The 23,254-nt window shown below is 68.8% G+C and carries 25 protein-coding genes; 9 read left to right on the forward strand and 16 right to left on the reverse strand.

What is annotated here, in order from left to right; all coding sequences use genetic code 11:
- Positions 1-11 precede the first annotated feature (11 nt).
- Positions 12-1,241: an ATP-binding cassette domain-containing protein gene (locus AC5I49_RS05285; RefSeq protein ID WP_495788951.1), complete on the reverse strand. Its 1,230-nt coding sequence runs from the start codon at positions 1,239-1,241 to the stop codon at positions 12-14.
- A gap of 165 nt (positions 1,242-1,406) precedes the next feature.
- Here AC5I49_RS05285 and AC5I49_RS05290 point away from each other — a divergent pair, with 165 nt between their 5' ends.
- The 5 genes from AC5I49_RS05290 to AC5I49_RS05310 all read left to right on the forward strand — a co-directional run bounded on the left by AC5I49_RS05290 (position 1,407) and on the right by AC5I49_RS05310 (position 5,784).
- Positions 1,407-2,132, forward strand: a complete 726-nt coding sequence (locus tag AC5I49_RS05290; protein ID WP_046239504.1) for a Crp/Fnr family transcriptional regulator — start codon at positions 1,407-1,409, stop codon at positions 2,130-2,132.
- 221 nt (positions 2,133-2,353) lie between these two features.
- Positions 2,354-2,665 carry a DUF4148 domain-containing protein gene (locus AC5I49_RS05295; protein WP_016449055.1) on the forward strand — a complete coding sequence of 104 codons (312 nt, stop codon included), beginning with the start codon at positions 2,354-2,356 and terminating at the stop codon, positions 2,663-2,665.
- A gap of 189 nt (positions 2,666-2,854) precedes the next feature.
- Positions 2,855-4,012 (forward strand): aminodeoxychorismate synthase component I, encoded by a 1,158-nt coding sequence (pabB, locus tag AC5I49_RS05300; protein ID WP_160853971.1) that lies wholly within the window; start codon positions 2,855-2,857, stop codon positions 4,010-4,012.
- A gap of 29 nt (positions 4,013-4,041) precedes the next feature.
- Positions 4,042-4,662, forward strand: a complete 621-nt coding sequence (locus tag AC5I49_RS05305) for an aminotransferase class IV (RefSeq protein ID WP_495788952.1) — start codon at positions 4,042-4,044, stop codon at positions 4,660-4,662.
- Between the two features lie 138 nt (positions 4,663-4,800).
- Positions 4,801-5,784: a Bug family tripartite tricarboxylate transporter substrate binding protein gene (locus AC5I49_RS05310; protein ID WP_495788953.1), complete on the forward strand. Its 984-nt coding sequence runs from the start codon at positions 4,801-4,803 to the stop codon at positions 5,782-5,784.
- Positions 5,785-5,832: 48 nt separating this feature from the next.
- Here the strand turns inward: AC5I49_RS05310 and AC5I49_RS05315 are convergent, their stop codons facing one another.
- From AC5I49_RS05315 to AC5I49_RS05360, 10 genes are all read right to left on the reverse strand, one after another.
- A complete protein-coding gene (locus AC5I49_RS05315; protein ID WP_160853975.1) occupies positions 5,833-6,471 on the reverse strand; it encodes a tRNA-uridine aminocarboxypropyltransferase in 639 nt (212 codons plus the stop codon).
- A gap of 15 nt (positions 6,472-6,486) precedes the next feature.
- Positions 6,487-6,846 carry a 5-carboxymethyl-2-hydroxymuconate Delta-isomerase gene (locus AC5I49_RS05320; protein ID WP_012203756.1) on the reverse strand — a complete coding sequence of 120 codons (360 nt, stop codon included), beginning with the start codon at positions 6,844-6,846 and terminating at the stop codon, positions 6,487-6,489.
- Positions 6,847-6,877: 31 nt separating this feature from the next.
- Positions 6,878-8,095, reverse strand: coding sequence for an 8-amino-7-oxononanoate synthase (gene bioF / locus AC5I49_RS05325; protein ID WP_043824586.1), 1,218 nt, complete (start codon positions 8,093-8,095; stop codon positions 6,878-6,880).
- Positions 8,092-8,793, reverse strand: a complete 702-nt coding sequence (bioD, locus tag AC5I49_RS05330; RefSeq protein WP_043790591.1) for a dethiobiotin synthase — start codon at positions 8,791-8,793, stop codon at positions 8,092-8,094. Before bioD ends, bioF begins: the two co-directional genes overlap by 4 nt.
- The gene (bioA, locus tag AC5I49_RS05335; protein WP_043790593.1) at positions 8,790-10,112 is read right to left on the reverse strand and encodes an adenosylmethionine--8-amino-7-oxononanoate transaminase; all 1,323 of its coding nucleotides are present in this window, start codon (positions 10,110-10,112) and stop codon (positions 8,790-8,792) included. Before bioA ends, bioD begins: the two co-directional genes overlap by 4 nt.
- Before the next feature lie 27 nt (positions 10,113-10,139).
- Positions 10,140-10,520 (reverse strand): aspartate 1-decarboxylase, encoded by a 381-nt coding sequence (gene panD, locus AC5I49_RS05340; RefSeq protein WP_016449047.1) that lies wholly within the window; start codon positions 10,518-10,520, stop codon positions 10,140-10,142.
- A gap of 151 nt (positions 10,521-10,671) precedes the next feature.
- On the reverse strand, positions 10,672-11,037 hold the full coding sequence (locus AC5I49_RS05345) for a 6-pyruvoyl trahydropterin synthase family protein (RefSeq protein WP_016449046.1): 366 nt from the start codon (positions 11,035-11,037) through the stop codon (positions 10,672-10,674).
- 8 nt (positions 11,038-11,045) lie between these two features.
- Entirely contained in the window at positions 11,046-11,684 is a 639-nt protein-coding gene (gene queE / locus AC5I49_RS05350) for a 7-carboxy-7-deazaguanine synthase (RefSeq protein WP_495788954.1), read from the reverse strand.
- A gap of 59 nt (positions 11,685-11,743) precedes the next feature.
- Entirely contained in the window at positions 11,744-12,610 is an 867-nt protein-coding gene (locus tag AC5I49_RS05355; protein ID WP_495788961.1) for a segregation and condensation protein A, read from the reverse strand.
- Between the two features lie 75 nt (positions 12,611-12,685).
- Complete coding sequence (locus tag AC5I49_RS05360; protein WP_016449043.1) at positions 12,686-12,889, reverse strand: DUF3460 family protein; 204 nt, start codon at positions 12,887-12,889, stop codon at positions 12,686-12,688.
- Positions 12,890-12,935: 46 nt separating this feature from the next.
- Between AC5I49_RS05360 and bamE the strand changes: the two genes are divergently transcribed.
- Together bamE and AC5I49_RS05370 are read left to right on the forward strand one after the other, a co-directional pair.
- Entirely contained in the window at positions 12,936-13,433 is a 498-nt protein-coding gene (bamE, locus tag AC5I49_RS05365) for an outer membrane protein assembly factor BamE domain-containing protein (protein ID WP_016449042.1), read from the forward strand.
- Between the two features lie 173 nt (positions 13,434-13,606).
- Positions 13,607-14,257 (forward strand): YitT family protein, encoded by a 651-nt coding sequence (locus AC5I49_RS05370; RefSeq protein ID WP_016449041.1) that lies wholly within the window; start codon positions 13,607-13,609, stop codon positions 14,255-14,257.
- A gap of 2 nt (positions 14,258-14,259) precedes the next feature.
- Here the strand turns inward: AC5I49_RS05370 and AC5I49_RS05375 are convergent, their stop codons facing one another.
- The 4 genes from AC5I49_RS05375 to AC5I49_RS05390 all read right to left on the reverse strand — a co-directional run bounded on the left by AC5I49_RS05375 (position 14,260) and on the right by AC5I49_RS05390 (position 18,617).
- A complete protein-coding gene (locus AC5I49_RS05375; protein WP_017404252.1) occupies positions 14,260-14,544 on the reverse strand; it encodes a hypothetical protein in 285 nt (94 codons plus the stop codon).
- 12 nt (positions 14,545-14,556) lie between these two features.
- Positions 14,557-16,623, reverse strand: coding sequence for a methionine--tRNA ligase (gene metG / locus AC5I49_RS05380; RefSeq protein WP_017404253.1), 2,067 nt, complete (start codon positions 16,621-16,623; stop codon positions 14,557-14,559).
- A 138-nt stretch (positions 16,624-16,761) separates the two neighbouring features.
- Positions 16,762-18,000, reverse strand: a complete 1,239-nt coding sequence (locus tag AC5I49_RS05385) for a patatin-like phospholipase family protein (RefSeq protein ID WP_016454164.1) — start codon at positions 17,998-18,000, stop codon at positions 16,762-16,764.
- A 56-nt stretch (positions 18,001-18,056) separates the two neighbouring features.
- Positions 18,057-18,617, reverse strand: a complete 561-nt coding sequence (locus AC5I49_RS05390; protein ID WP_016449037.1) for a restriction endonuclease — start codon at positions 18,615-18,617, stop codon at positions 18,057-18,059.
- A 138-nt stretch (positions 18,618-18,755) separates the two neighbouring features.
- Between AC5I49_RS05390 and apbC the strand changes: the two genes are divergently transcribed.
- Together apbC and AC5I49_RS05400 are read left to right on the forward strand one after the other, a co-directional pair.
- Complete coding sequence (gene apbC, locus AC5I49_RS05395; protein WP_012203771.1) at positions 18,756-19,847, forward strand: iron-sulfur cluster carrier protein ApbC; 1,092 nt, start codon at positions 18,756-18,758, stop codon at positions 19,845-19,847.
- A 19-nt stretch (positions 19,848-19,866) separates the two neighbouring features.
- A complete protein-coding gene (locus AC5I49_RS05400) occupies positions 19,867-20,835 on the forward strand; it encodes a LysR family transcriptional regulator (RefSeq protein ID WP_016449036.1) in 969 nt (322 codons plus the stop codon).
- On the opposite strand, the gene AC5I49_RS05405 is transcribed toward AC5I49_RS05400, so the two are convergent.
- Complete coding sequence (locus tag AC5I49_RS05405; protein ID WP_495788955.1) at positions 20,832-23,156, reverse strand: xanthine dehydrogenase family protein molybdopterin-binding subunit; 2,325 nt, start codon at positions 23,154-23,156, stop codon at positions 20,832-20,834. The genes AC5I49_RS05400 and AC5I49_RS05405 overlap by 4 nt on opposite strands.
- Between the last annotated feature and the right edge of the window lie 98 nt (positions 23,157-23,254).

Below are 23,254 nucleotides of genomic sequence, written 5' to 3' on the forward strand. Positions count from 1 at the left end.
CGTGGCATGGCTCAGTCCCTCACGAACAGGCGGCGGGTGGATGCGGTGATGTCGCGGAAATAGCGCACGGGCATCTGTGCCTGCACGGCCTGCGCCAGGAACTGCGCTGCCGTGAAGGGCACGTGAAAACTCACGATGTGGGTCTGGCCGCTGAGCTGGTGCGTATGGGATGGCAGCTGGTCCAGCCAGGGTTTCAGTTGCGCCATGGCCCAGCCGGTCTCGAACTCGATGGCGCAGCCTTGCATGGCGGCAAAGCTCTGCTGAACGCTGCGCGGCTGGCCTTGCTCCAGGAACAGCACCTGGTCGGCCACCTTTTCCACCTCGTACAGCTGCTGTGAACTCAGCACCAGGGCCATGGGTTGCCAGGGCGAGCGCGCCAGCGACTGCAGATCGGTCAACAGGGTCTGCTGGGCGTTGATGTCCAGGTTGGCCAGCGGCTCGTCCAGCAGCAGCACGCGCGGCCGGCACAGCAGGGCGCGCGCCAGCTCGAAGCGCATCTTGTAGCCCGAGGACAGCTGTTTCCACTGGTGGCCCCGGAAGGCGCGCAGCCCCAGCTGCGCGATGACCAGCTGTACCAGGCAGATGTTGCGTGGGCCCACGGCGCCATGGCTGCGCGCGGCGAATTGCAGATGGTCCATCAGGCGCCCGCTCCAGACGGCCGGGCGCTGGCGGATATAGGCGAGCTGTGTGCGCAGCAGGTAGGCATCGGCGGCGGGAACGCCCCAGTCCAGCTGCCCCGCGTCGGGCGCCAGATCGGCGGCCAGCAGGCGCAGCAACGTGGTCTTGCCGTTGCCGTTCTCGCCCACCAGTCCGAGGATGGTGCCGGGCTCCACGGCCACATCCACCGGCCCCAGCGCAAAGCCGCCGCGCCGGTAGCGCTTGACCAGTTGCCGTCCCAGTATGCGGTGCGCACGGTATGCACGGTGCGCGCTGGGAGGTGCGGAATCGGCCTGCAGCGCCTGGCCCGGGGCATGGGCGGCATGCAGGGCGTCGAAAACCTGCTGCACCAGCGCGCGGCGGGGCTCTGCGCCGGAATCAGCAGCGAGGCCATCCCAGGCGTCCAGCGCAGTCAGCAGGCTCTGCTGCACGGCGGTTTCGGCCGGCAGGGCGGCGTCTATGAGTGCACGCCAGGCCCCATGCCATTGCTGGCTGGCGATCGCCTGTTCCACGGATTGCGCCCAGGCCGCCACGGTGGCCTGCGGGCGCGCGGGTGGTCGTGCCGATTCGATGCTCGCTTCCATGAAGCCCTCCCTTTTTTCTGTGCTGCGCGGTGCGGCCATCCGGGGAGCCGGACAGTGCGATTCCCGGCGCGCGACGAGTCTATGCGATCCCGCTATGCTGTACTTCCCGCGACGGACGACAGGGCCCGCACAGGCCCTGCGGATGCGCTTCAACGGTGTTGCACCATGTCCGGTTCCTTACAGACATCTCCGCTTCTTCCCGCCGTGGCCTGGCAGGGCCTGCGCCAGGTCCATGTGCTGCAAAGCCTGTCCGACGAGCGCCTGGCCGAACTGGCCGCGCAGTGCCGCTGGCAGCATCTGGCGCTGCACCAGACGCTGGAGGGCGCGTACACCGATCAGCGTCTCTACATGCTCGTGCAGGGCGGCTTGCGCGTCAGCAGCTATGCCCCCAACGGGCGCGGGCTCACGCTGGGCGAGATTGCCCAGGGCGTGTTCTTCGGCGGTCTGCCGCAGCAGCAGGCGGGCTGCACGGCCATGCCCCTGGTGGTCGAGGCAGGCGTCCCCAGCCTGATTGCCTCGCTGGCCCATGAGGATGTGGAAGCCTTGCTCATGAACGAGCCCCAGGTCCTGCGCGCCTTCATCGGCCGGCTCAGCGATCTGGCCGTGGCGCTGGCGCGCCGCATGGTGGATCTGGGAACGCTGTCGGTGCGCAGCCGCCTGCATACCCAGTTGCTGGAACGTGCCGAGCGCGCGGGCATCGACCAGGGGCAGGCCCTGCTGGCGCCCGCACCCCGGCAGACCGACCTGGCGCTGATGCTGGGCTCCAGCCGCGAGGAAGTGGCGCGCGAGATGTCGCGCCTGGTGCGCCTGGGCCTGCTGCGGCGCGAAGGCCGCAACCTGCGCATCTGCCATGTCGAAGGCCTGCGCGTGCTGCTCGAGGAAGCGCGCTGAGCCTTGTCTGTCGCGGCTGTTTCAAGCCGCGAAAAACACTGTTTCTAGAACGCGTGAATCGGCCTTCTGTCGAGGGGAGCACGGGTGAAAAGGCAGCGGGCCGCCCGGGCTGGATGCCAAAACACGTGAGAAAACGCACAGACGAAGAATGCTGCAGCGCCGCATAGTACGTCCATGCCGTGAGGAAATGAATGCCGAGCGGCCTTTTGAAAGGATCTGACATGCGTACCCTCTCCGCTGCACTGGCCGCCCTGACCCTGGGCCTCGCCGGCACTGCAATGGCCCAAGAAGCCGTTTCCCCCTCGTCCTCCGCCACCGCAGGCCTGAGCCGCGCCGAAGTGCTGGCCGACCTCGAGATGTGGCACCAGGCAGGCATGACCTACCTGCCCTCGCCCTCGGCTGACCGCGAAATCGGCTACAACTCGGCCGAATACCAGCGCGGCCTGGCCCGCTACCAGCAACTGCGCAGCGGCCCCGCCTACCGCGAGGCCGTGGCCCGCCTGGAAGGCCAGCACACCGTCACCCAGAAGTGATGTGAATGGATATGGGTCCGGCATGGTGCCGGGCCTGTTGGTGGAAAGCGTCCTTTCGGGACGCTTGGTTTGGCGCCCTTCGGGGCGCTTTTTTGTTTCCCTCGCTCTACACTGGGCGGCCCCGTGTCAGTGGCTGCTATCGATAGCGAAGCTGCTGATGCAAGTACAGCATGCGTTGACGGCCGTTTTGTGAAGTTTCTGATCGATTTTCCCAACCCCCATGACGGCTCGGCCGCCCGGCTGCGCCATGGCTTCGGGCCGCCGCTGCGCAGCCTGGCAGCCCATGCGCCCGAGCAGGTGCGCGGTGTGCTTGACGCCGTGCAGCAGGCTGCCCAGGCCGGCCTGTGGTGCCTGGGCTGGGTGCGCTACGAGGCGGCGGCGGCGTTTGACGCGGCCTACGCCGGCGCCCTGCATGCCACGCCGCCAGGCGAGCCGCTGGCCTGGTTTGCCGTCTTCGACGGCCCCCGGCCCTGGCCTGAAGACGCGGACGCGGTCGAGACCGGCCCTCAGGTGCAATCTCAGGTGCAATGGCAGCCCGGCCTGGAGCGTGCCGATTTCGATGCCGCCATTGCGCGCATCCACGAGGCGATTGCGGCCGGTGACTGCTATCAGATCAATTACACGGCCCAGTTCATGGGCCGGCTGCTGGGCGACATCCCATCGCTGTTCGCCGCGCTGCGACGTGCCCAGCCCGGCGGCTACGTGGCCTGCATGGACAGCGGCGACGAGCAGGTGCTGTCCGTCTCGCCCGAGCTGTTCTTCGACTGGGATGGCGAGCGCATCCTCACGCGCCCCATGAAGGGCACGGCGCCGCGTGGCGCCACGCCTGCACAGGACGAGGCGAATGTCCAGGCCATGCGGTCCTCGCCCAAGGAGCGGGCCGAGAACGTGATGATCGTGGACCTGCTGCGCAACGATGTCTCGCGCATTGCCGAGCCTTTCAGCGTCCAGGTGCCGCGCCTGTTCCATGCCGAACCCCTGCCCACCGTGTGGCAGATGACGTCCGACGTGCAGGCGCGCACGCGGCCCGGCACCGGCCTGGCGGACGTGTTTGCGGCGCTGTTTCCCTGCGGCTCCATCACGGGCGCGCCCAAGCGCCAGGCCATGCGGCTCATCCACGAGCTGGAATCGGGTCCGCGCGGCGTCTACTGCGGGGCCGTGGGCGTGGTGCGGCCCGGCACCACCGCGGGGCGCGTGCACGCCACCTTCAATGTGCCCATACGCACGGTGGTGGCGCGTGGCACGGAACTGCGCTGCGGCATCGGCAGCGGCATCACCTCGGGCGCCGAGGCGCCTGCCGAATGGCAGGAATGGCGCCACAAGAGAGCTTTTCTGGACAAGGTGTGAAAGGGCGTGCAGCCATGGCGGATACGGACTTGGATTTCGACATTCTGGAAACCCTGGCCCTGCGGGATGGCGGTTTCATCCACCTGCAGCGCCATGTGACGCGCATGCAGGACGCGGCGCGGCATTTCGGCCGGCCCTGCACGGATGCCGTGCTGGAGCAGACATTGCAGCAACTGCGCCAGGCGCACGCCAGCGGCCACTGGCGCGTGCGCCTGGCGCTGGATGCCACGGGGCGGATACAGACCCAGGCGGCGCCGCTGCCGCCTTCCGCCACGCCTGTTCGGCTGGCGCTGGCAGACCGGCCCATCGCCAATGCGGTGGCGCGTGGCGACTGGGTGCGTTTCAAGACCTCGCGCCGCGCGCACTACGACAGCCTGCAGCCCACCGATGCCTCGGTGTTCGACACCGTGCTCCACAACGAGGACGGCGAGATCACCGAGGGTACGCGCGGCAACATCGCCGTGCTGCTGGCGGGCCGGTGGGTGACCCCGCCGCTGTCCAGCGGCCTGCTGCCCGGCGTGGGCCGCGCGGTGGCGCTGGACGAGGGCCGCGTGGTGGAGCACCCGGTACGGCTGGACGACCTGCCGCGCGTGCAGGCCTGGGCCTTCGTCAACAGCCTGCGCGGCTGGCTGCCGGCGGTCCTGCGCTGAATTGCAGGCCAGGGCCACGGGCGGAACTCATGGTTTTCAGGGATGGATTCCACAAGGCAATGTCAGACAATCGGTGAATATTGTTGAGCAATATCATTTTGATTGTTGGCTGATGCCTGCCTCCCCTGAGATCGATCCATGCATGAATTCCATATTTCCCGCCGCGCGCTGATCAGCGCCGCGGCTGTCCTGGCGGCGGGCCCGCTGTGCGCCCAGACCACCTATCCCAACAAGCCCATTCGCGTCGTCGTCGGCTACGCGGCAGGCGGCTCGGTCGACCTGGTGGGGCGCGTGGTGGGTGACATCCTGGCCAAGCACCTCAATGCGACCGTCGTGGTCGACAACGTGCCCGGTGCCGCCGGCGTGGTGGGCGCGCAGCGCGTGGTCGGTGCCAAGGCCGACGGCTATACCCTGCTCGCAGGCTCCAGCAACGAATTGGCGGGCACGAAGTTCGTCAACGCCGCGCAGAAGTACGATCCGGCCACGGACCTGACCGGCATCGCGCTGACCGGCGTGCTGCCCAACCTGTGGGTGGCCGGCACCAAGATGCCGGCCAAGACCCTCGACGAGTTCATCGCCCTGGCCAAGGCCCATCCCGGCAAGTACAGCTACGGCAGCCCGGGCATCGGGTCCACGCCGCATTTCTCGGGCGAGCTGATCAAGAAGATGGCCGGGGTGGACATCGTCCATGTGCCCTACAAGGGCTCGGCCGCGATGACCAGCGACCTGGCGGGCGGCAACCTGGACTTCGCCATCGTCTCTCCCTCGGTGGCGGCTCCGTTCATCCAGAGCGGCAAGATCAAGGCCCTGGGCGTGACCACGGCCCACCGCATCGCCATGATGAAGGACGTGCCCGCACTGGGCGAGAACGCAGCGCTCAAGGGCTACGCGCTGAGCGGCTGGTTCGGGCTGGCGGGTCCCAAGGACCTGCCTGCCGATGTGGTGGCCAGCCTGCAGAAGGCCTTGAAGGCGGGCCTGGCCGATCCGGCGATGCGCGCGCGCCTGGAAGGCGCGGGCATCATTGCCCCCACGGGCGACGAAAACCTGGCCCAGATCATCCGTACCGACATGGGCAAGTACGCCGAACTGGTCAAGTTCGCCAAGATCACGCCGGAAAACTGAAGCAGGGCCGGCCGCCATGAAAAACGCCTCGTTCCCCGAGGCGTTTTTTCATTCGGGCCTGTGCCGGGCATGCAGGGACAGCAGCCCCTCGAACGCATCGCGCAGCGGCTGCAGCGACGGGCCGGCAGGCGCCAGCCGTTGCAGCGCGCAGGATGCTGCCTCCAGCGTGGACAGCTGGCCCGGCGCATGGGCCTTGCGCAGCGCGCCGTAGCGCGACGCGGGAAGGTCGCCCTGCAGTGCCAGGCGCGGCAGGCCCTGCAGGCCGGGGTTGAGGTAGAGCATCTTGCGGCTCTTGCGCCAGGTGGCGTCCAGCACCACCAGGCGCAGGGCCTCGGGGCATGGCGCGGGCTGCGGCCAGGGCGCTTGCCTGGCCAGGCCCAGCTGGTCGCCGTGCGGTGTTTCCGGATAGAGCAGTACGGCCTGCCGCGGGGCGTCGCCGGCCTGCCAGGGCGCGTGCAGCAGTGCCTGCAACTGCGCTGGCTCGAAGGCCTCGCCCACCGCCAGGCGGCTGGCGGGCAGGCACAGGTGCAGCAGCCGGCCCGTGCCCTTGGCCTGCAGTTCTTCCTCGGGATGCTGGAGCACCAGCAACTGCACCGCATGCGGCACCGGCTGCACCAGGGGGCACAGGCAGGTGCGCTCAGGGCGCAGGCATTGTGCGCAGCGTGCGCGGGTGCTCACGGCGGACAAGGCCTGGCGCCTGCCTTACAGGCGACCCTTGTAGTAGCTGGGCTTGTCCATGTCGGCGATTTCCACGCTGAGCTGGACCATCATGCCGGCCGGCTGGGGCGTGAGGCGGCGCAGCACCGCGGCAATGCCTTCGGACAGTTCCTTCTTGGCCGTGTCGGTACGGCCCGCCAGCAGGCGCAGCTGCACGTGGACGAAGCCGCGATTGGCCGGTGCCGAGCCGATCTCGAACTGGCTGACCGGCAGCAGGCGGGCCTTGACGTCGGCCTCGTCCAGGATGCTGGGGTGGCCGCAGACGAAGGCGTTGAGTTCGGTCAGCAGTTGCTGGCCGGGCAGGCCGGCGAGGTTGTCGGTGTATTCGACGTAGAGATGGGGCATGGATGTCTCCGTTCCGGTGGTGAAGAGGGATTCAGGGCAGGGGTGGGGCCAGGCGCGAGACCTCGTCCAGCGCCGTCAGCAGCAGCTGCACGTCGATGCGCGTGTGGGAGGCCGACAGCGCGATGCGCAGCCGCGCCGTGCCTTCGGGCACGGTGGGCGGGCGGATGGCGGGCACCCACAGGCCGCGCTCGCGCAGGCCTTCCATCACCGCCAGGGCCGTGGCGTTGGAGCCTATGACCAGGGCCTGCACGGCGGTGCGCGAAGGCAGCAACTGCCAGCCCGTGCGCGCCAGCAGCGGCGTGAGGCCGGCGCGCAGCTCGGCAATGCGTTCGGCCAGGGCCTCGCGGCGCTCGTCCTCGGCCTCGATCAGGGCCACGCTGGCCTGCAGCGCGCTGGCCAGCATGGGCGGCGCGGCCGTGGCGAAGATGTAGCTGCGCGTCTTTTGCAGCAGCCACTCGACCAGCATGTCGCTGCCCGCGACAAAGGCGCCGGCCACGCCAGCGGCCTTGCCCAGGGTGGCCATGTAGAGCACGCGCGGCGAGGCATTTGCGCCCGTCAGTCCCGCCTCGGCCAGGCTGCCCCGGCCTTGTGGGCCGAGCACGCCGAAGCCATGCGCGTCGTCAAGCAGCAGCAGCGCGTCGTACTGCTCGCACAGCGCCAGCAGGCCGCGGATGTCGGCCACATTGCCGTCCATGCTGAACACGGCATCGCTGATGACCAGCTTGCGCCGGGCCGTGCTGGCGGCCAGTTGCGCGGCCAGGTCGCCCAGGTCGGCATGGGCATAGCGGTGGACCTGGGCGCGCGACAGGCGTGCGCCGTCGATCAGGCAGGCGTGGTTGAGCGCATCGGAGAACAGGGCATCGCCCGCGCCCACCAGGGCCGGCACGATGCCGGCATTGGTGGCGTAGCCCGCATAGAAGTAGAGCGCACGCGGCAGTTGCACGAAGTGCGCCAGCTGTTCCTCCAGCGCGGCGTTGGCCGTGCTGTGGCCGCTGACCAGGGGCGAGCCGCCCGAGCCCACGCCAAAGGCCTGGGCGCCCGCGCAGGCGGCGCGCACCAGGGTGGGGTGGCCGGCCAGGCCCAGGTAGTCGTTGCTGCAAAAGGCCAGCATGGGGTGGCCGTCCACCTCCATGTGGGCGCCGCTGGCGGCGCCCTGCAGCGGCGCCGTGGCGCGGCGGCGGCGGCGCAGGTGGGCTGCGTCGAGCTCGGCGATGCGCGCGGGGATGTCGTCCAGCCAGGAGCCGCTCATTGCCATTGCTCCGGCAGGGTGTAGGTGGTGGCGCGCGGGTCGGGGTGCTGCTGGAAGGGGATGTCGGCCAGCAGCGGCGCCTGCAGTTGCCGGTCCAGGTGCTGGCGCAGCCAGGCCATGTTTTCCTCGGGCACCAGCATGGCGGGGTCCACGCGGCTGGCAATCCAGCCGGCCAGGCGCAGGCCGCGTGCGCGGATGGCCTCGGCCGTGAGGGCGGCGTGGTTCAGGCAGCCCAGCCGCAGGCCCACGACCATGACCACGGGCAGGTCCAGCGCGCAGGCCAGGTCGGCGCCCGAGAGCTGGTCGGACAGCGGCACGAGAAAGCCGCCCGCGCCTTCCACCACCACGGCGTCGGCCTGTTCGGCCAGGCGCCGGTAGCTGTCCACGATGTGTGCGATCTCTATGGAGCGGCCCGCGCGCTGCGCGGCGATGTGCGGCGACATGGGATCGGGCAGCAGCACGGGGTTGTCGAGTTCGGGCGGCACGGCCAGGGTGGAGGCGGCGCGCAGCGCCAGCGTGTCCTCGTTGGCCCAGCCGCCGTGGCCGTCGGGCTCGGCGCCTGCGGCCACGGCCTTCATGCCCACCACGCGGGCATGGTGGCGGGCCAGCGCATGCAGCAGCCCGCAGGAGGCCAGGGTCTTGCCCACGCCCGTGTCGGTGCCGGTGACAAAGCAGCCAATGGTGCGGTGGGCGTTCACGAATGGTTCTCCTGGGCCAGGGTGTCTTCAAGGGCCGTCAGCGCGCTGGCGGCCAGGTGCTGCACGGCTTCTTCGTCCAGCAAATAGGGAGGCATGGCGTAGAGGGTGTTGCTGATAGGGCGCAGCAGCAGCCCGCGCTCCAGCGCGGCTGCGCTGTAGCGACGCGAGAAGTCGGGCAGGGAGGTCTGCACATCCCAGGCCCAGATCATTCCCTGGCGCCGTGCGTGGCGCACGCGGGCGTGCTGGTTCAAAGGGGCGAAGGCGCCGTCCAGCGTTTGCGCCAGCGCGAGGTTGGCGTTGATGGCATCGGTCTGCTCGAACAGCTCCAGCGTGGCCAGGGCCGCGCGGCAGGCCAGCGGGTTGCCGGTGTACGAGTGCGAGTGCAGGAAGCCGCGCGCCACGGAATCGTCGTAGAAGGCGGCGTAGACGGCCTCGGTGGTCAGCACGGCCGACAGGGCCAGCGTGCCGCCCGTCAGGCCCTTGGACAGGCAGATGAAATCCGGCCGGATGCCGGCCTGCTGGTGGGCGAACATGCTGCCCGTGCGGCCGAAGCCCACGGCGATCTCGTCCACCACCAGGTGCACCTCGTAGCGGTCGCACAGGGCGCGCGCCAGGCGCAGGTATTCGGGGTCGTGCATGGCCATGCCGGCCGCGCACTGCACCAGCGGCTCGACGATGAGGGCGGCCGTGGTCTCGTGGTGCTGCTCCAGCCACTGGCGCAGGCCTTCGGCGGCGCGCCGTGCCACATCGACCGGGCTTTCGCCGCCTTGCGCGCCGCGTGCATCGGGGCTGGGCACGGTGTCGGCCAGGCGCACCAGGGGGGCATAGGCTTCGCGGAAGATGGGAATATCGGTCACGGCCAGCGCGCCCACGGTTTCGCCGTGGTAGCCGCCGGCCAGGCCGGCAAAACGGCTCTTGGCGGGGCGGCCCAGGTTGCGCCAGTAGTGCGCGCTCATCTTGAGGGCGATCTCGGTGGCCGATGCGCCGTCGCTGCCGTAGAAGGCATGGCCCAGGCCGGTGAGCGTGGCCAGTCGTTCGGACAGCTCCACCACGGGCGCGTGCGTGAAGCCGGCCAGCATCACATGGTCCAGCCGGGCGAGCTGGTCGGTGAGCGCGGCCTGGATGTGCGGATGGCTGTGGCCGAAGAGGTTGACCCACCAGGAGCTGACGCCATCCAGGTAGCGGCGTCCTTCGGTGTCGTGGAGCCAGGGGCCCTGGGCACGCGCGATGGCGATGGGGGGCGCGGCCTCGTGCCGCTTCATCTGGGTGCAGGGGTGCCACACAGCCGCAAGGCTGCGGGCGGCAAGCGATTGAGTCATCGCGCGATTGTCACACCGCAGCGCAGCTCACAGCTGCTGCGTGGGCACGTGGTGGCGCAGCTCGACCTGGCGGTTGGCATCGTCCACGAAGACCAGCTGGGGCCGGTGCTCGGCCACGTCGGTCTCATGCACCTGGGCAAAGGACGCAATGATCAGCAGATCACCCACGGCAGCACGGCGCGCGGCCGAGCCGTTGACCGAGATCATGCCGCTGCCGCGCTGGCCCTTGATGGCATAGGTGACGAAGCGCTCGCCGTTGTCGATGTTCCAGATGTGCACCTGCTCGTTCTCGACGATGTTGGCGGCGTCCAGCAAGTCCTCGTCGATCGCGCAGGAGCCTTCATAGTGCAGCTCGCATTGCGTGGTCTTGACGCGGTGGATCTTGGATTTGAGCAGGGTGCGGAACATGTTTTGTCTCTCGAGGGGGCGCTTGGGCGCGATCTTGACGGTGGCGGGGACTGGCAAAAAAAAGCCACCAAGTCTATCTGCGAACCGCCAAACCCATGATGGCCGTGGAGTTGCTCTTCGGGGGCGGCTCTCTGGCAGGCCTGGCTTGAGGTCAGCCCAGATCCAGCACGCAGCCATCGCCGATGCTGTCGCGCCATACGCGGATGCGGCTGGGAGCGGGCTGCAGGTCGGCCAGGGAATCGGCAATGAACAGGCACAGGTTTTCCAGCGTGGGCTTGCCCAGGCCGGGGATTTCGTCGAGGAAGCGGTGGTCCAGCGCGTCGCCCAGGGTCTTCAGGCGCGAGCGCAGGTAGCCCAGGTCGATCACCATGCCGTTGTCCGGGTTGCGCGGGCCGGTGACGCTGACCTCGGCATAGTAGGTGTGGCCGTGGATGCGGCGGCTGCTCTCGGTCTCGATGGCACGCTCCAGCGTGTGGGCGGCGTCGAAGAAAAAGCGCTGGTGAACGGTGAACTGCATGGCAAAAATCAGCGGATGCCGGTGAGCTTGTGGGTCTGCAGGCTCAGGCGCCAGGCCGGGTGCTGCAGGCATTGCGCTATGCAGGCGGCCGTGTTGTCGGCCTGCAGGACGTTGTCCATGGGCTGCAGGAAATAGTGGTCGAAACGGGTGCCGGCCTCGATGGCCTGCAGATCGAAGCCGGGCTGCGGCCAGACCAGCTTGAGCTCCTGGCCGCTGCGCTGCACCCAGTCGGCGCCCGCCTTGGGGCTGATGCACAGCCAGTCGATGCCCTCGGGTGCGGCCACGGTGCCATTGCTTTCCACGGAAATGCGAAAGCCGCGCGCATGCAGGGCCGCGATCAGGGGCTCGTCCACCTGCAGCAGGGGCTCCCCCCCGGTCAGCACCACCATGCGGTGCCGGCTGTCGCCGGTCGGCCACTGAGACAGGATGCGTTCTGCCAGGGCGTCGGCCGTGGCGAACTTGCCGCCCAGCGTGCCGTCGGTGCCCACGAAGTCGGTGTCGCAGAACTGGCAGATGGCGCTGGCGCGGTCCTGCTCGCGGCCGGTCCAGAGGTTGCAGCCTGCAAAGCGGCAGAACACGGCCGGCGTGCCGGCCTGGCCGCCCTCGCCCTGCAGGGTGTAGAAGATTTCTTTGACGCTGTAAGTCATGGTGCATGGAGGCCGGTGGTGCCGGCCTGTCGGTGTGCGCGTGCCTGTATCCGTGCCCGCTAGACGGGCGTATAGGCCAGGCGCACGTAGATGGGCGCAAAGGCTTCGGCCTGGGTGATCTCGATCAGCGTTTCCTTGGCCAGCTCCAGCAGGGCGATGAAGGTCACGACCAGCACGGTCGATCCCTTCTCTGGCTGGAACAGGGTCTCGAACTCGACAAAGCGCCGGCCCTGCAGGGCCTTGAGCACCTGGCTCATGTACTCGCGCACCGAGAGTTCCTCGCGCGTGATCTTGTGGCTTTGCACAAGCTTGGCACGCTTGAGAATGTCGCGCCAGGCCGATTGCAGCTCGGCCACGTCCACATCGGGGAAACGCGGCTGCAGGCTCTGCTCGATATGGACCTGGGCCCGGAGGAAGTCGCGCCCGTAGTGCGGCACCTGGCCCAGCTGTTGGGCGGCCAGCTTGATCTGCTCGTACTCCAGCAGGCGGCGCACCAGTTCGGCGCGCGGGTCCTCGGCTTCCTCGCCATCGTCCTGCTTCTTGGGCGGCAGCAGCATGCGCGACTTGATCTCGATGAGCATGGCCGCCATCAGCAGGTACTCGGCCGCCAGCTCGAGGTTGCGGCTGCGGATTTCGTCGACATAGCGCATGTACTGGCGCGTCACGTCCAGCATGGGAATGTCGAGGATGTTGAAGTTCTGCTTGCGGATCAGGTACAGCAACAGGTCCAGCGGCCCTTCGAAGGCTTCGAGGAAGACCTCCAGCGCATCGGGCGGGATGTACAGGTCCTGCGGCAGGGCGAACAGCGGCTCGCCGTACAGGCGCGCCAAAGCCACCTGGTCGATCACGACCGGTGAATCGTCGCTAGGAGCGGGGGATGCGGCGCCGGCGCCCGCAGGCGCCAGTGCGGACTCAGCCTCGGCCATGCCTTGCTGCGCAGGCATCAGCTGCATGCGCACGGTGCCACAGCGAAACAGGCTGATGTGTCATTGCAGCCGAAATCAGGAGTTCGTCTGGTAGACGTAGGGCTTCTGGTCCACGCGGCCGGCGCGCAGGTCTTCCCAGACTTCGTGGTTCACGTCCTTGTCCCACAGCAGCGAGCGGCCGGCCAGCTGCTGGCTGGGCAGCTCGGGCTTTTGCTTCTTCAGCTCGTTGATGAAGTTCGTGGCGTCGGAACGGTAATCGGGGCGGCGAAAGAATGACATAGTCTGATAACCTCTTGAATCGCGTGATTTTACCGGGACACCGCCGATGAACCTAGTCTCCCGTCTTCTGGGCGTTGCCGTGGCCGTGATGGGCATGCTTGGGCTGCCCGGCTGCGATCCCCAAAACATCAAGGAACTCGAAGAAGGCCTGTCCACCGAGGCCGACGTCCGCGCCCGCTTTGGCGAGCCCGAACGCATCTGGACGGAGCCGGACGGCTCGCGCACCTTCGAGTACAACCGCCAGCCCGCCGGCAGCCGCAACTACATGATCACCATCGGCACCGATGGCCGCATGAGCGCGCTGCGCCAGGTGCTGGCGCCGCACAACTTCGAGAAAATCCGCCCCGGCATGGACGAGGAGCAGGTGCGCCGCATGCTGGGCAAGCCTGCCAAGGTCACCACCTACCAGCTCAAGCAGGAAACCGACTGGGACTGGAACTACATCGATCCCCCCACGCGCGACATGGAGTTCACCGTGACCTTCGGCCCCGACGGCCGCGTGCTGCGCAGCGCCGGCCGCGAGAAACTGCACGGCGGAGCCTGACAACAGGCCCTTGCAAGCTCCTGCAAGCCCCTGCGGCGCGCTGTACCCTGCACGCCACAGCGCGCCGGGGCAACAGTCTCTAGAATCCGGGTTTGTACCTATGACACCCCATGGGTACGGTGAAGGCCCCGAACCGGGGCCTTTGCGACGATAGATCTGTCATCACCCCGACAATGTCCACGCCCTCCCTACCCGCTGCCGCGCCCGCTGCGCCTGTTTCGGCCACCGCTTCGCTGCGCCATGGCCTCTTCGAGGATGTCCAGGCCCTCTTCACCGGAACCCTGTTCGTGGGCATCGCCATGATGATGTTCGCCCAGGCGGGGCTTTTGACGGGCAGCACGGCGGGCCTGGCCTTCGTGCTGCACTACGCCACGGGCTGGCCGTTCGGCCTCATCTTCTTCGCGATCAACATCCCGTTCTACTGGTTTGCCTGGACGCGCGTGGGCCGCACCTTCACGGTCAAGACCTTCATCTGCGTGGGCGCGCTGTCGCTGATCACCGAAATGGGGCCGCGCCTCATCCACATCGACTACCTGCACCCGGCCTTTGCCGCCATTGCGGGCGGCCTGCTCATGGGCTCGGGCCTGCTGTTCCTGGCGCGCCACCGCTCCAGCCTGGGCGGCGCCACCATCGCCTCGCTCTACCTGCAGGACCGCTACGGCATCCGCGCCGGCAAAGTGCAGATGGCCATCGACTGCTGCGTGGTGCTGCTGGCGCTGTGGGTCGTGCCCTTCGAGCGCGTGGCCTGGTCGGTGCTGGCGGCCGTGATCATGGGCGTGTTCCTGGCCGTGAGCCACCGGCCCGGGCGCTACGCCGGGCAGTAGCCTCAGGGCGTCAGAGGCTGCCCATCGGGCGTGCGGTAGCGGACCGTGATGCCGCTGTTGTCTGCGGCTGCCCCGTCATCGCTCATCGCATCGACGGCCTTGCCCACTCCCTTGCCGACGATTTTTGCCGTGCCCACGGCCGCATCCGCGGCCAGCCCTACGGCCGAGGCCGTGACGCTGACCGCCGTGGCCGTCACGGCCACCACGGTGCAGCCGGACAGCAGGGCGCTGGCGCACAGGCAAAGAAAAGCCCCCAGGGCCGGGGACCGTGAGGGCTTGCGGGACATGGATGGCTTGCTTCAGTGGATACGCATGCCGGGGGTGGCGCCTGGGAAAGGCTCCAGCACATAGATGCCGGGATTGCTTTTCTCATCGGCGTGGCTGGCGGCCAGCACCATGCCTTCGGAGATGCCGAACTTCATCTTGCGCGGCGCCAGGTTGGCCACCATCACGGTGAGCTTGCCCTGCAGCTGCTCGGGCTGGTACATGCTGGAGATGCCGGAGAACACGTTGCGTGTCTTGCCTTCGCCCACGTCCAGCGTGAGCTGCAGCAGCTTGGTCGAGCCTTCCACGGGCTTGCATTCCACGATCTTGGCGATGCGCAGGTCCACCTTGGCGAAGTCGTCGATGCTGATGGTTTCGGCAATTTCCTCGCCGCCGGGCAGGACCTTCTCGACCACGGGCTCGGGGGCCTCGAACAGGGCCTCCAGCTGCTTGACGTCCACGCGCTGCATCAGGTGCTTGTACAGGCCGATGGCATGGCCGGCGCCCAGCAGGTTCTGTGCGTCGGCGAACTGCAGCGGCGCCACGTTCAGGAAGCCTTCCACCTGTTCGGCCACGGCCGGCAGGATGGGCTTCAGGTAGATGGTCAGCAGGCGGAAGGCCTCGATGCAGGTGGTGCACACGTCCTGCAGGCGGGCGTCCATGCCTTCCTGCTTGGCCAGCTCCCAGGGCTTGTTGGCGTCCACGTATTCGTTGACGCGGTCGCACAGCTGCATGATTTCGCGCACGGCGCGGGCCGTGTCGCGGTTCTCGAAGGCCTGGACAACGGCCTCGCTCTGGCCGCGCAGCTGGGCCAGCAGGGCCTGGCCGTCTTCGCTGACCGTGCCCAGCTTGCCGTCGAAGCGCTTGGCGATGAAGCCGGCCGCGCGCGAGGCGATGTTCACGTACTTGCCGATCAGGTCGGAGTTGACGCGGGCCATGAAGTCATCGGGGTTGAAGTCGATGTCTTCATTCTTGCCGTTGAGCTTGGCGCCCAGGTAGTAGCGCAGCCACTCGGGGTTCATCTGCAGGCCCAGGTACTTGAGCGGGTCCAGGCCGGTGCCGCGGCTCTTGCTCATCTTCTCGCCGTTGTTCACGGTCATGAAGCCGTGCACGCAGATCTTGGTGGGCGTCTTGCGGCCGCTGAACTTGAGCATGGCGGGCCAGAACAGCGTGTGGAAGGTGATGATGTCCTTGCCGATGAAGTGGTACTGCTCCAGCGCGGGGTCGGCCATGTAGGCCTCGTAGTCCTCGCCACGGCGGTCCAGCAGGTTCTTGAGCGAGGCCAGGTAGCCCACGGGCGCGTCCAGCCAGACGTAGAAGTACTTGCCCGGCGCATCGGGGATCTCGATGCCGAAGTAGGGCGCGTCGCGCGAGATGTCCCAGTCGCCCAGGCCCTCGCTGGTCGTGCCGTCCGGATTGGTGCGCACGCTGAACCATTCCTTGATCTTGTTGGCCACCTCGGGCTGCACGTGCTGGCCGTCCTGGGTCCATTCGGTCAGGAATTCCACGCAGCGCGGGTCCGACAGCTTGAAGAAGAAATGCTCCGAGCTCTTGAGCACGGGCTTGGCGCCGGACAGCGCCGAGTAGGGGTTGATCAGGTCGGTGGGCGCGTAGACGGCGCTGCAGACCTCGCAGTTGTCGCCGTACTGGTCCTTGGCGTGGCAGCGCGGGCATTCGCCCTTGATGAAGCGGTCGGGCAGGAACATGTTCTTCTCGGGGTCGAAGAACTGCTCGATGGTGCGCGTCTCGATGAAGCCGGCAGCCTTCAGGTCCCTGTAGATCTGCTGGGCCAGCGCGTGGTTCTCTGGCGCGTCGGTGTTGTGCCAGTTGTCGAAGGCGATGTGGAAGCCGTCCAGGTACTGCTTGCGGCCTGCGGCGATGTCGGCCACGAACTGCTGGGGCGTCTTGCCGGCCTTCTCGGCCGCAATCATGATGGGCGCGCCGTGGGCGTCATCGGCGCCCACGAAGTTGACCGCGTTGCCCTGCATTCGCTGCGCACGCACCCAGGTGTCGGCCTGGATGTATTCCATGATGTGGCCGATGTGGAAATTGCCGTTGGCGTACGGCAGGGCGGTGGTGACAAAGAGTTTGCGTGCGGTCATGGATGGCGGCTTTCTCGGGGGAACCTGACATTCTAGAAGGGCTGGGCGGTTGTGGGGCGGCGATGGCTTTTCCGTGCAGGCGGACATACGGGGAGTTGTTGAGGGCCTTCGCTGCGCCAGGCCTGTTGGCTGCAGGCGTCAGCTGGCGACCAGCGGGCGCTGCCAGCCCAGGAACTGCTCTATGTCGCTGCGCCGCGCCAGCGCGTCGCGCCGGCCCAGGGCCATGAGTTCGCGGGTGAAGCTGCGCTCGAACAGCAGGTAGCTGGCCAGGGCGGCGCCGCGCGGGTCGCTGGCGTCCTGGCGCACGCCCAGGGCGCCCAGCAGGGTGCGCATGGGCAGCGGCAGCTGGCCCACATGGCGCGCGGCGATGGCGTCTATGCGTTCGGACGGCGAGATGACCAGCAACTGCAGCGGGCGCAGCCGGCTGCGTTCGCGGTCGGCGGGCGGGATCAGGGCCAGCGTCTGGTTGATGCGCTCGGCGCGCTCCACGTCCAGGGACAGGGCGTCCAGGAAGATGCTGGACAGCGTGTGGCCCGCGATGTGGGCCAGCGACGGGTAGCTTGCGCCTTCTGGCGGCGGCCTGGCCGGCGGCTCGGTGCGCCGGCCCGCGCCCACGACGAGGATGCGCTCGGCGCCCAGGTGGATGGCGGGCGCCAGCGGCGCGGTCTGGCGCATGGAGCCGTCGCCGAAGTATTCGGTGGCGCCGTCCAGCGGCAGCGGCGTGGCCGGAAAGATGAAGGGGATGGCCGAGGAGGCCAGCAGGTGCGCGTGCGTGATCTGGGCGGCGGCGGCCTTGCGCTGGTTGCGCACCCAGGGCTGGAGCTGGTCCTGCGCCTGGCAGAAAGTCACATGCTCGCTGGTGGTGTAGCTGGAGGCCGAGACCGCCAGCGCACGCAGGTGGCCGTCCGCGATCAATTGCGGCAGGCGTTCCAGCGGAACCAGGCCACACGACAGCAGGCGGCCCAGCGGCTGGTTGTCCAGCAGCGAGCGCGGGCGCATGCGGCCCCAGCGCGCCAGGGCCCAGCCCAGGGACAGCAGGGTCAGCCAGCGCGCGCCGCTGCGCAGCACGCTCAGCGAGTCGGACAGGTAGATGTCCTCGGGCCGCAGGTTGCGCCAGATGCGCGACATGCGGCGCACGGCCCGGTCGAAATGGTCGCTGCCGCAGGCCAGGGCGGCCGCGTTGATGGCGCCGGCAGAAGTGCCGACCAGGATGGGGAAGGGATTGGGGCCATGCTGCTGGCCGCAGGCGCGGCGTATCTCGGCAATGGCCTCCAGCACGCCGGCCTGGTAGGCGGCGCGGGCGCCGCCGCCGCTGAGCAGCAGTCCGGTGCTGGGGGGAGGGAGGCTGGAGTCGGGTGAGGGCGCGGCATCGGGCATGCCTGGAGTGTGCCGCGCGCCGGCCGTCATCAGATCAGGGGATGACCCCGAAGGGATCAGGCCTTGGCCAGCAGGGAGCCCAGGTCCTTGCCGGAGATCAGGGCGATGCCCTGCTGCTTGGCCCAGGCGGCTGCATTCTCGGCCGGCGGCTGCAGCGACAGGTAGCAGACCGTGGCCGCATCGCGCGCCTGGCCTGCGGCCAGCAGGGCGCGCAGCGGCTCCATGCCGTGCACGCCGGCCTTCCAGCGCCTGGCGCTGGCCACGGTGGTGCGGCCTTCGCGTTCCAGCACGAAGTCGGCGCCGTCCTTGTCGGACAGGCGGGTGACGGTGTAGCCCTCGGCCTGCCAGGCGCGATCGAGCCGATCGGCGAACTCGCGCCAGCTTTGCTGGGCGGCGATCTCCAGGGCCTGCTCCACCTTGGCGGGGCTGGGCGCGCGCAGCTGGCGCCAGGCGGCAACGCAGCCTATGCCGAAGAAGGGCAGGGCGGTGATGGCGGCGAACGGCGCGATGTCCTTGGGCAGCAGCGCCGTGGACACCAGGGTCACCAGCGCGGCCAGCGCGATGCTGATCCACCAGCGCGAGCGCAGCAGGATCGCGAACAGGGAGTTGTGGGCCATCTTGAATTTCACGGGGCGGATCTTTCGCGGAAAAAGGCGGGAGAAATGGGAACAAAGCCAGCGGGGCCTGCATTGTCTCGCGCGGGCGAGGGCTTGGGGCCTTGGATAGACTATCCGGCTCTAGGAGTAATCAAAGCAATGGCAGTCACAGAACAAGCGCTCTTGGCCGCGCTCTCCAGCGTGCTCGACCCCCACACCGGCAAGGACTATGTGAGCACCCGCGCCCTGCGCAACCTGCAGGTCACGGGGGCCGACGTGGCCTTCGACGTGGAGATGGGCTATCCGGCGCAAAGCCTGGTGCCGGCGCTGCGCGGCCAGTTCGTCGCGGCGGCCAAGACCGTCGAGGGCGTGGGCAATGTCTCGGTCAACATCACGTCCAAGGTCGCCGCGCATGCGGTGCAGCGCGGCGTGCAGTTGCTGCCGGGCGTCAAGAACATCATCGCCATCTCGTCCGGCAAGGGCGGCGTGGGCAAGAGCACGACCACGGCCAACCTGGCGCTGGCGCTGGCCGCCGAGGGCGCGCGCGTGGGCATCCTGGACGCCGACATCTACGGCCCCAGCCAGCCCATGATGATGGGCATCTCGGGCCGCCCCGAAAGCCCCGACGGCAAGACCATGGAGCCCATGGAAAGCCATGGCGTGCAGGTCATGTCCATCGGCTTCCTGGTCAACAACGACCAGGCCATGATCTGGCGCGGCCCCATGGCCACGCAGGCGCTGGAGCAGATGCTGCGCCAGACCAACTGGAAGGATCTGGACTACCTGCTGGTGGACATGCCGCCCGGCACCGGCGACATCCAGCTGACGCTGGCCCAGCGCGTGCCCATGACGGGCGCCGTGGTCGTCACCACGCCCCAGGACATCGCCCTGATCGACGCCAAGAAGGGCGTGAAGATGTTCGAGAAGGTGGGCGTGCCCATCCTGGGCCTGGTGGAGAACATGGCGGCCCACGTCTGCACCAACTGCGGCCATGTGGAGCACATCTTCGGCGCCGAGGGCGGCAAGCAGATGGCGGCCGAGTACGGCATCGACTACCTGGGCGCCCTGCCCCTGTCGCTGCAGATCCGCCTGCAGGCCGACAGCGGCAAGCCCACCGTGGTGGCCGAGCCCGACAGCGAAGCCGCGCAGATCTACAAGAAGGTGGCGCGCGACCTGGCCGTGAAGGTGGCGCTCAAGGCGCGCGATTTCACGAGCAAGTTCCCCACCATCACGGTGAGCCAGGGAACCTGACCCTTCTGGCGCCGCCGGCATGAACCTGCTGACCTCGATGCGGTATCTGGCGGCGCTCAACGAGCACCGCCATTTCGGCCGCGCGGCGCTGGCATGCCACATCACCCAGCCGGCGCTGTCCAATGCGCTGCGCGCGCTGGAGGAGGAGTTCGGCACGGTCATCGTGCGCCGGGGCCGCTCGTTCGCGGGCTTCACGCCCGAGGGCGATCAGGTGCTGGCCACGGCCCTGGCCATGCTGCGGGCCGAGGAAGGCCTGCGCCAGGAACTGAGCGCCGCCGCCGGCGCGCTGCGCGGGCAGCTGCGCATGGCGGCCGTGCCCACGGCCATGCCCATGCTCACGCGCTTTGCGGCCCTGCTGCGCGAGCACCATCCGGGCATCACGCCCGTGGTGCTGTCCATGAGCTCGGCCGAGATCGAGAGCGGGCTCGAAGACCTGTCCCTGGACCTGGCCCTGGGCTACAGCGCGCGCATGCCGCCGCGCGGACCGCGCCTGCAGTCCTGGCCCCAGTACGAGGAGCACTACTACCTGCTGTGCCGCGAGTGCCCCGAGTGCCGCGATGGGCAGGGCGAGGGCCGGCCCTTTGCCTTTGGTGCCGACATCGCCTGGCGCGAAGTGGCCGGCATGCCGCTGTGCCTGCTCACCCCCGACATGCACAACCGCACGGTGATCGACGAGGCCTTCGCCGCCGTGGACATTTCCGTGCAGCCCGCCATGGAAACCAACTCCGTGCTGACCCTGGTGATGGCCGTGGCGCAAGGAACGGATGGCATGACCACCGTGCTGCCGGGCGCCATGGTGGCAACGGTGCGCCACATGCCGGGCCTGGTGGCCCGGCCACTGCGCTCGCCCGAATTGGTCACCCCCATAGGCTTCATGGCCCAGCAGGGCGTGGCGCCCACGCGCGCGCTGCAGGCCGCGCTGCAACTGCAGGACGACGCCGGTTGGCGCGCGCAGTGCCTGCGGCATGCGGGGGCGCTGAAAGACTAGGCGGGTTGTGCAGTCTCTGGCGTGGCGTTCGGCGCGGCATTCAGTGCGGCGCGCACCACGTCGGGCGTGAAGGGCGCGGCGTAGAAGCGCCGGCCGGTGGCGTCGAACAGCGCATTGGCCAGCGCGGCCGGGCCGGGGACCGAGGCCGATTCGCCAGCGCCCATGGGGGGCTCGTCCTGGCGCGGCATCAGCACCACTTCGATGGGTGGCAGGTCGCGGAAGCCGATGATGGGGTAGCTGCCCCATTCGCGGCTGGCCACGCCTTGCTCGTTGAAGGCGACCTTCTCCATCAGGCTGCGGCTCAGGGTCTGGATGACATTGCCGTGGATCTGGTGGCGCACGCCGTCGGGGTTGACCATCATTCCCGTGTCCTGGCCCACGACCAGTCGCCGCACGGCGATGCGGCCGCTGGCGGGGTCCACGTCGATGTCGATGACCCAGGCGGCCCACGCCGCGCCGAAGCCGGGAAAGCGGCTGTGGATATAGCGCGCATAGGCCACGCCGCGCCCGTGCAGCAGGCCGTCGGCGCCGGGGCGGCCCCGGCTTCCCGGCTGGTTTTGCTGCCAGCCCGCGTGGCGGGCCGTGGCCTCGATCAGCTCGACGGCGCGCGGGTCATCGAGGTGGCGAACACGGTAGTCCACGGGGTCGGCACCGGCCGCATGGGCCAGCTCGTCGATCATGCAATCGTGGGCAAAGGAATTGGGCAGGGCCGAGACGCCGCGCAGCCAGGATGAGCGCACGATGGGCGCCATGTCATGGCAGGTGATGCGCTGGCTGGCGTAGCGGTAGGGCGGCACGGCGGTGCGGTCGCCCATCTCCAGCGTGCGCGGCTCGCCCGGGATGCGGCCCGTGAGCAGCAGGGCCAGCAGCGGCGCGTCGTTGGAGGGGTAGCGCACGGCAAAGTCGTAGGCCAGCAGTTCTCCCCGGGCATCGATGGCCGCGCTCACGTCCATGAGCTGGGCCGTGCCCTTGGGCTCCCACTGGTGTTCCTGCTCGCGCGTGAGCTGCACGCGCACGGGCGCGCCCACGGCCATGGACAGCAGTGCGGCGTCGGCGCAGACATCGTCGGCGCAGTTGCGGCCGTAGCAGCCGGCCGCCTCTAGGCGCACGATCTCGATGCGGTCCTCGCCCAGTTGCAGCAGGCGGTCCAGGTCGGTGCGCAGCATGTGGGGGTTCTGCGTGCCGGCCCAGAGCTTGAGACGGCCCACGCTGAAATCGGCCACGGCGCAGGACGGGCCGAGGGAGGCATGCATCTGGTAGGGCCAGACGTAGCTGCGGCGCAGTTCGGTGGCCGCACCCGTGCCGACGCCCGCGAAGGCATCGTCCACAGTGCCCTGGTCCACCAGCGCACGGTGTTGGGCAGGATTGGCGCGGATGGCTGCGGCCAAGTCAGACAGATCGGGCGCCGGCGGCACGGCCTGCCATTGCACGCGCAGCGCGCGCATGGCGGCAATGGCCTGTTCCTCGCGGTCGGCGACCACGCCGACGAAGTCGCCCTCGGTGACCACCTGCACGTTGCCGGGCAGGTGGGCCACGGAGTCGCGCTCCACGGCCACCAGGCAGCGGCCGATGAAATCGCCGCCGTCGCGGCCCGGGTGTGGAGGGCGGATGACGCGGCCATGGCGCATGCCGGGCACGCGCACATCGTGCACAAAGCTCAGCTCGCCCGTGGCCTTGGCAGGGATGTCCACGCGCGCAGCGCCGTGGCCGACGAGCCGGTATTCGCTGGCGGGCTTGAGCTTCACTTCCTGATCCGGCGGGGCCAGCGTCAGCTGCAGTTGCTGGCCGCGCAGCAGATCGCCATAGCCGAGTTCACGGGCATCGCGGCCATCGGCAAAGCGCACCACGCCTTCCCGTGCCTGGAGCCGGTCCGCCGCCACATTCCATTGCTGCGCGGCCAGCGCCAGCAACTGCTCGCGCGCCTGGGCGGCGGCGCGGCGCAGCGGCACGGCCGAGATCTGGATGCTGGCGCTGGCAATGGTCGGGCCCTGGTTGGGCGCGGCGGCCGTGTGGCCCAGCACCATGTCCAGGCGCGCCAAAGGCACTTCGAGTTCTTCCGCCACGATCTGCGCCAGGGCCGTGCGTATGCCCGTGCCCAGGTCCACATGGCCGTTGAAGGCCAGGGCGCGCCAGCCCTGGGGCGCGGCTTCGTCGGCCAGCACGGCCACGAAGACCTCGGGCGTGGATTGCACATAGTCGGTGGCCGTGCCGGGCTGGCCGGGCGCAGGGCGCGGCGGCGCCACGGGCTGGCGCACCACGAGCAGGGTGTCGGCGCGCGCGAGCAGCTGTGCGTGCAGGGCTTGGGGCTGGGGCAGGTTCATGGGGCGGTGTTCTTCGCGGGCACGCCTTCAGGCGTGCCCTGTGCATGTTATGCACTCCGGGGCCGGCTGCGCAGGGCCGGCCCCATAGGCGCGTTGGC

The organism is Delftia sp., from assembly GCF_059499305.1.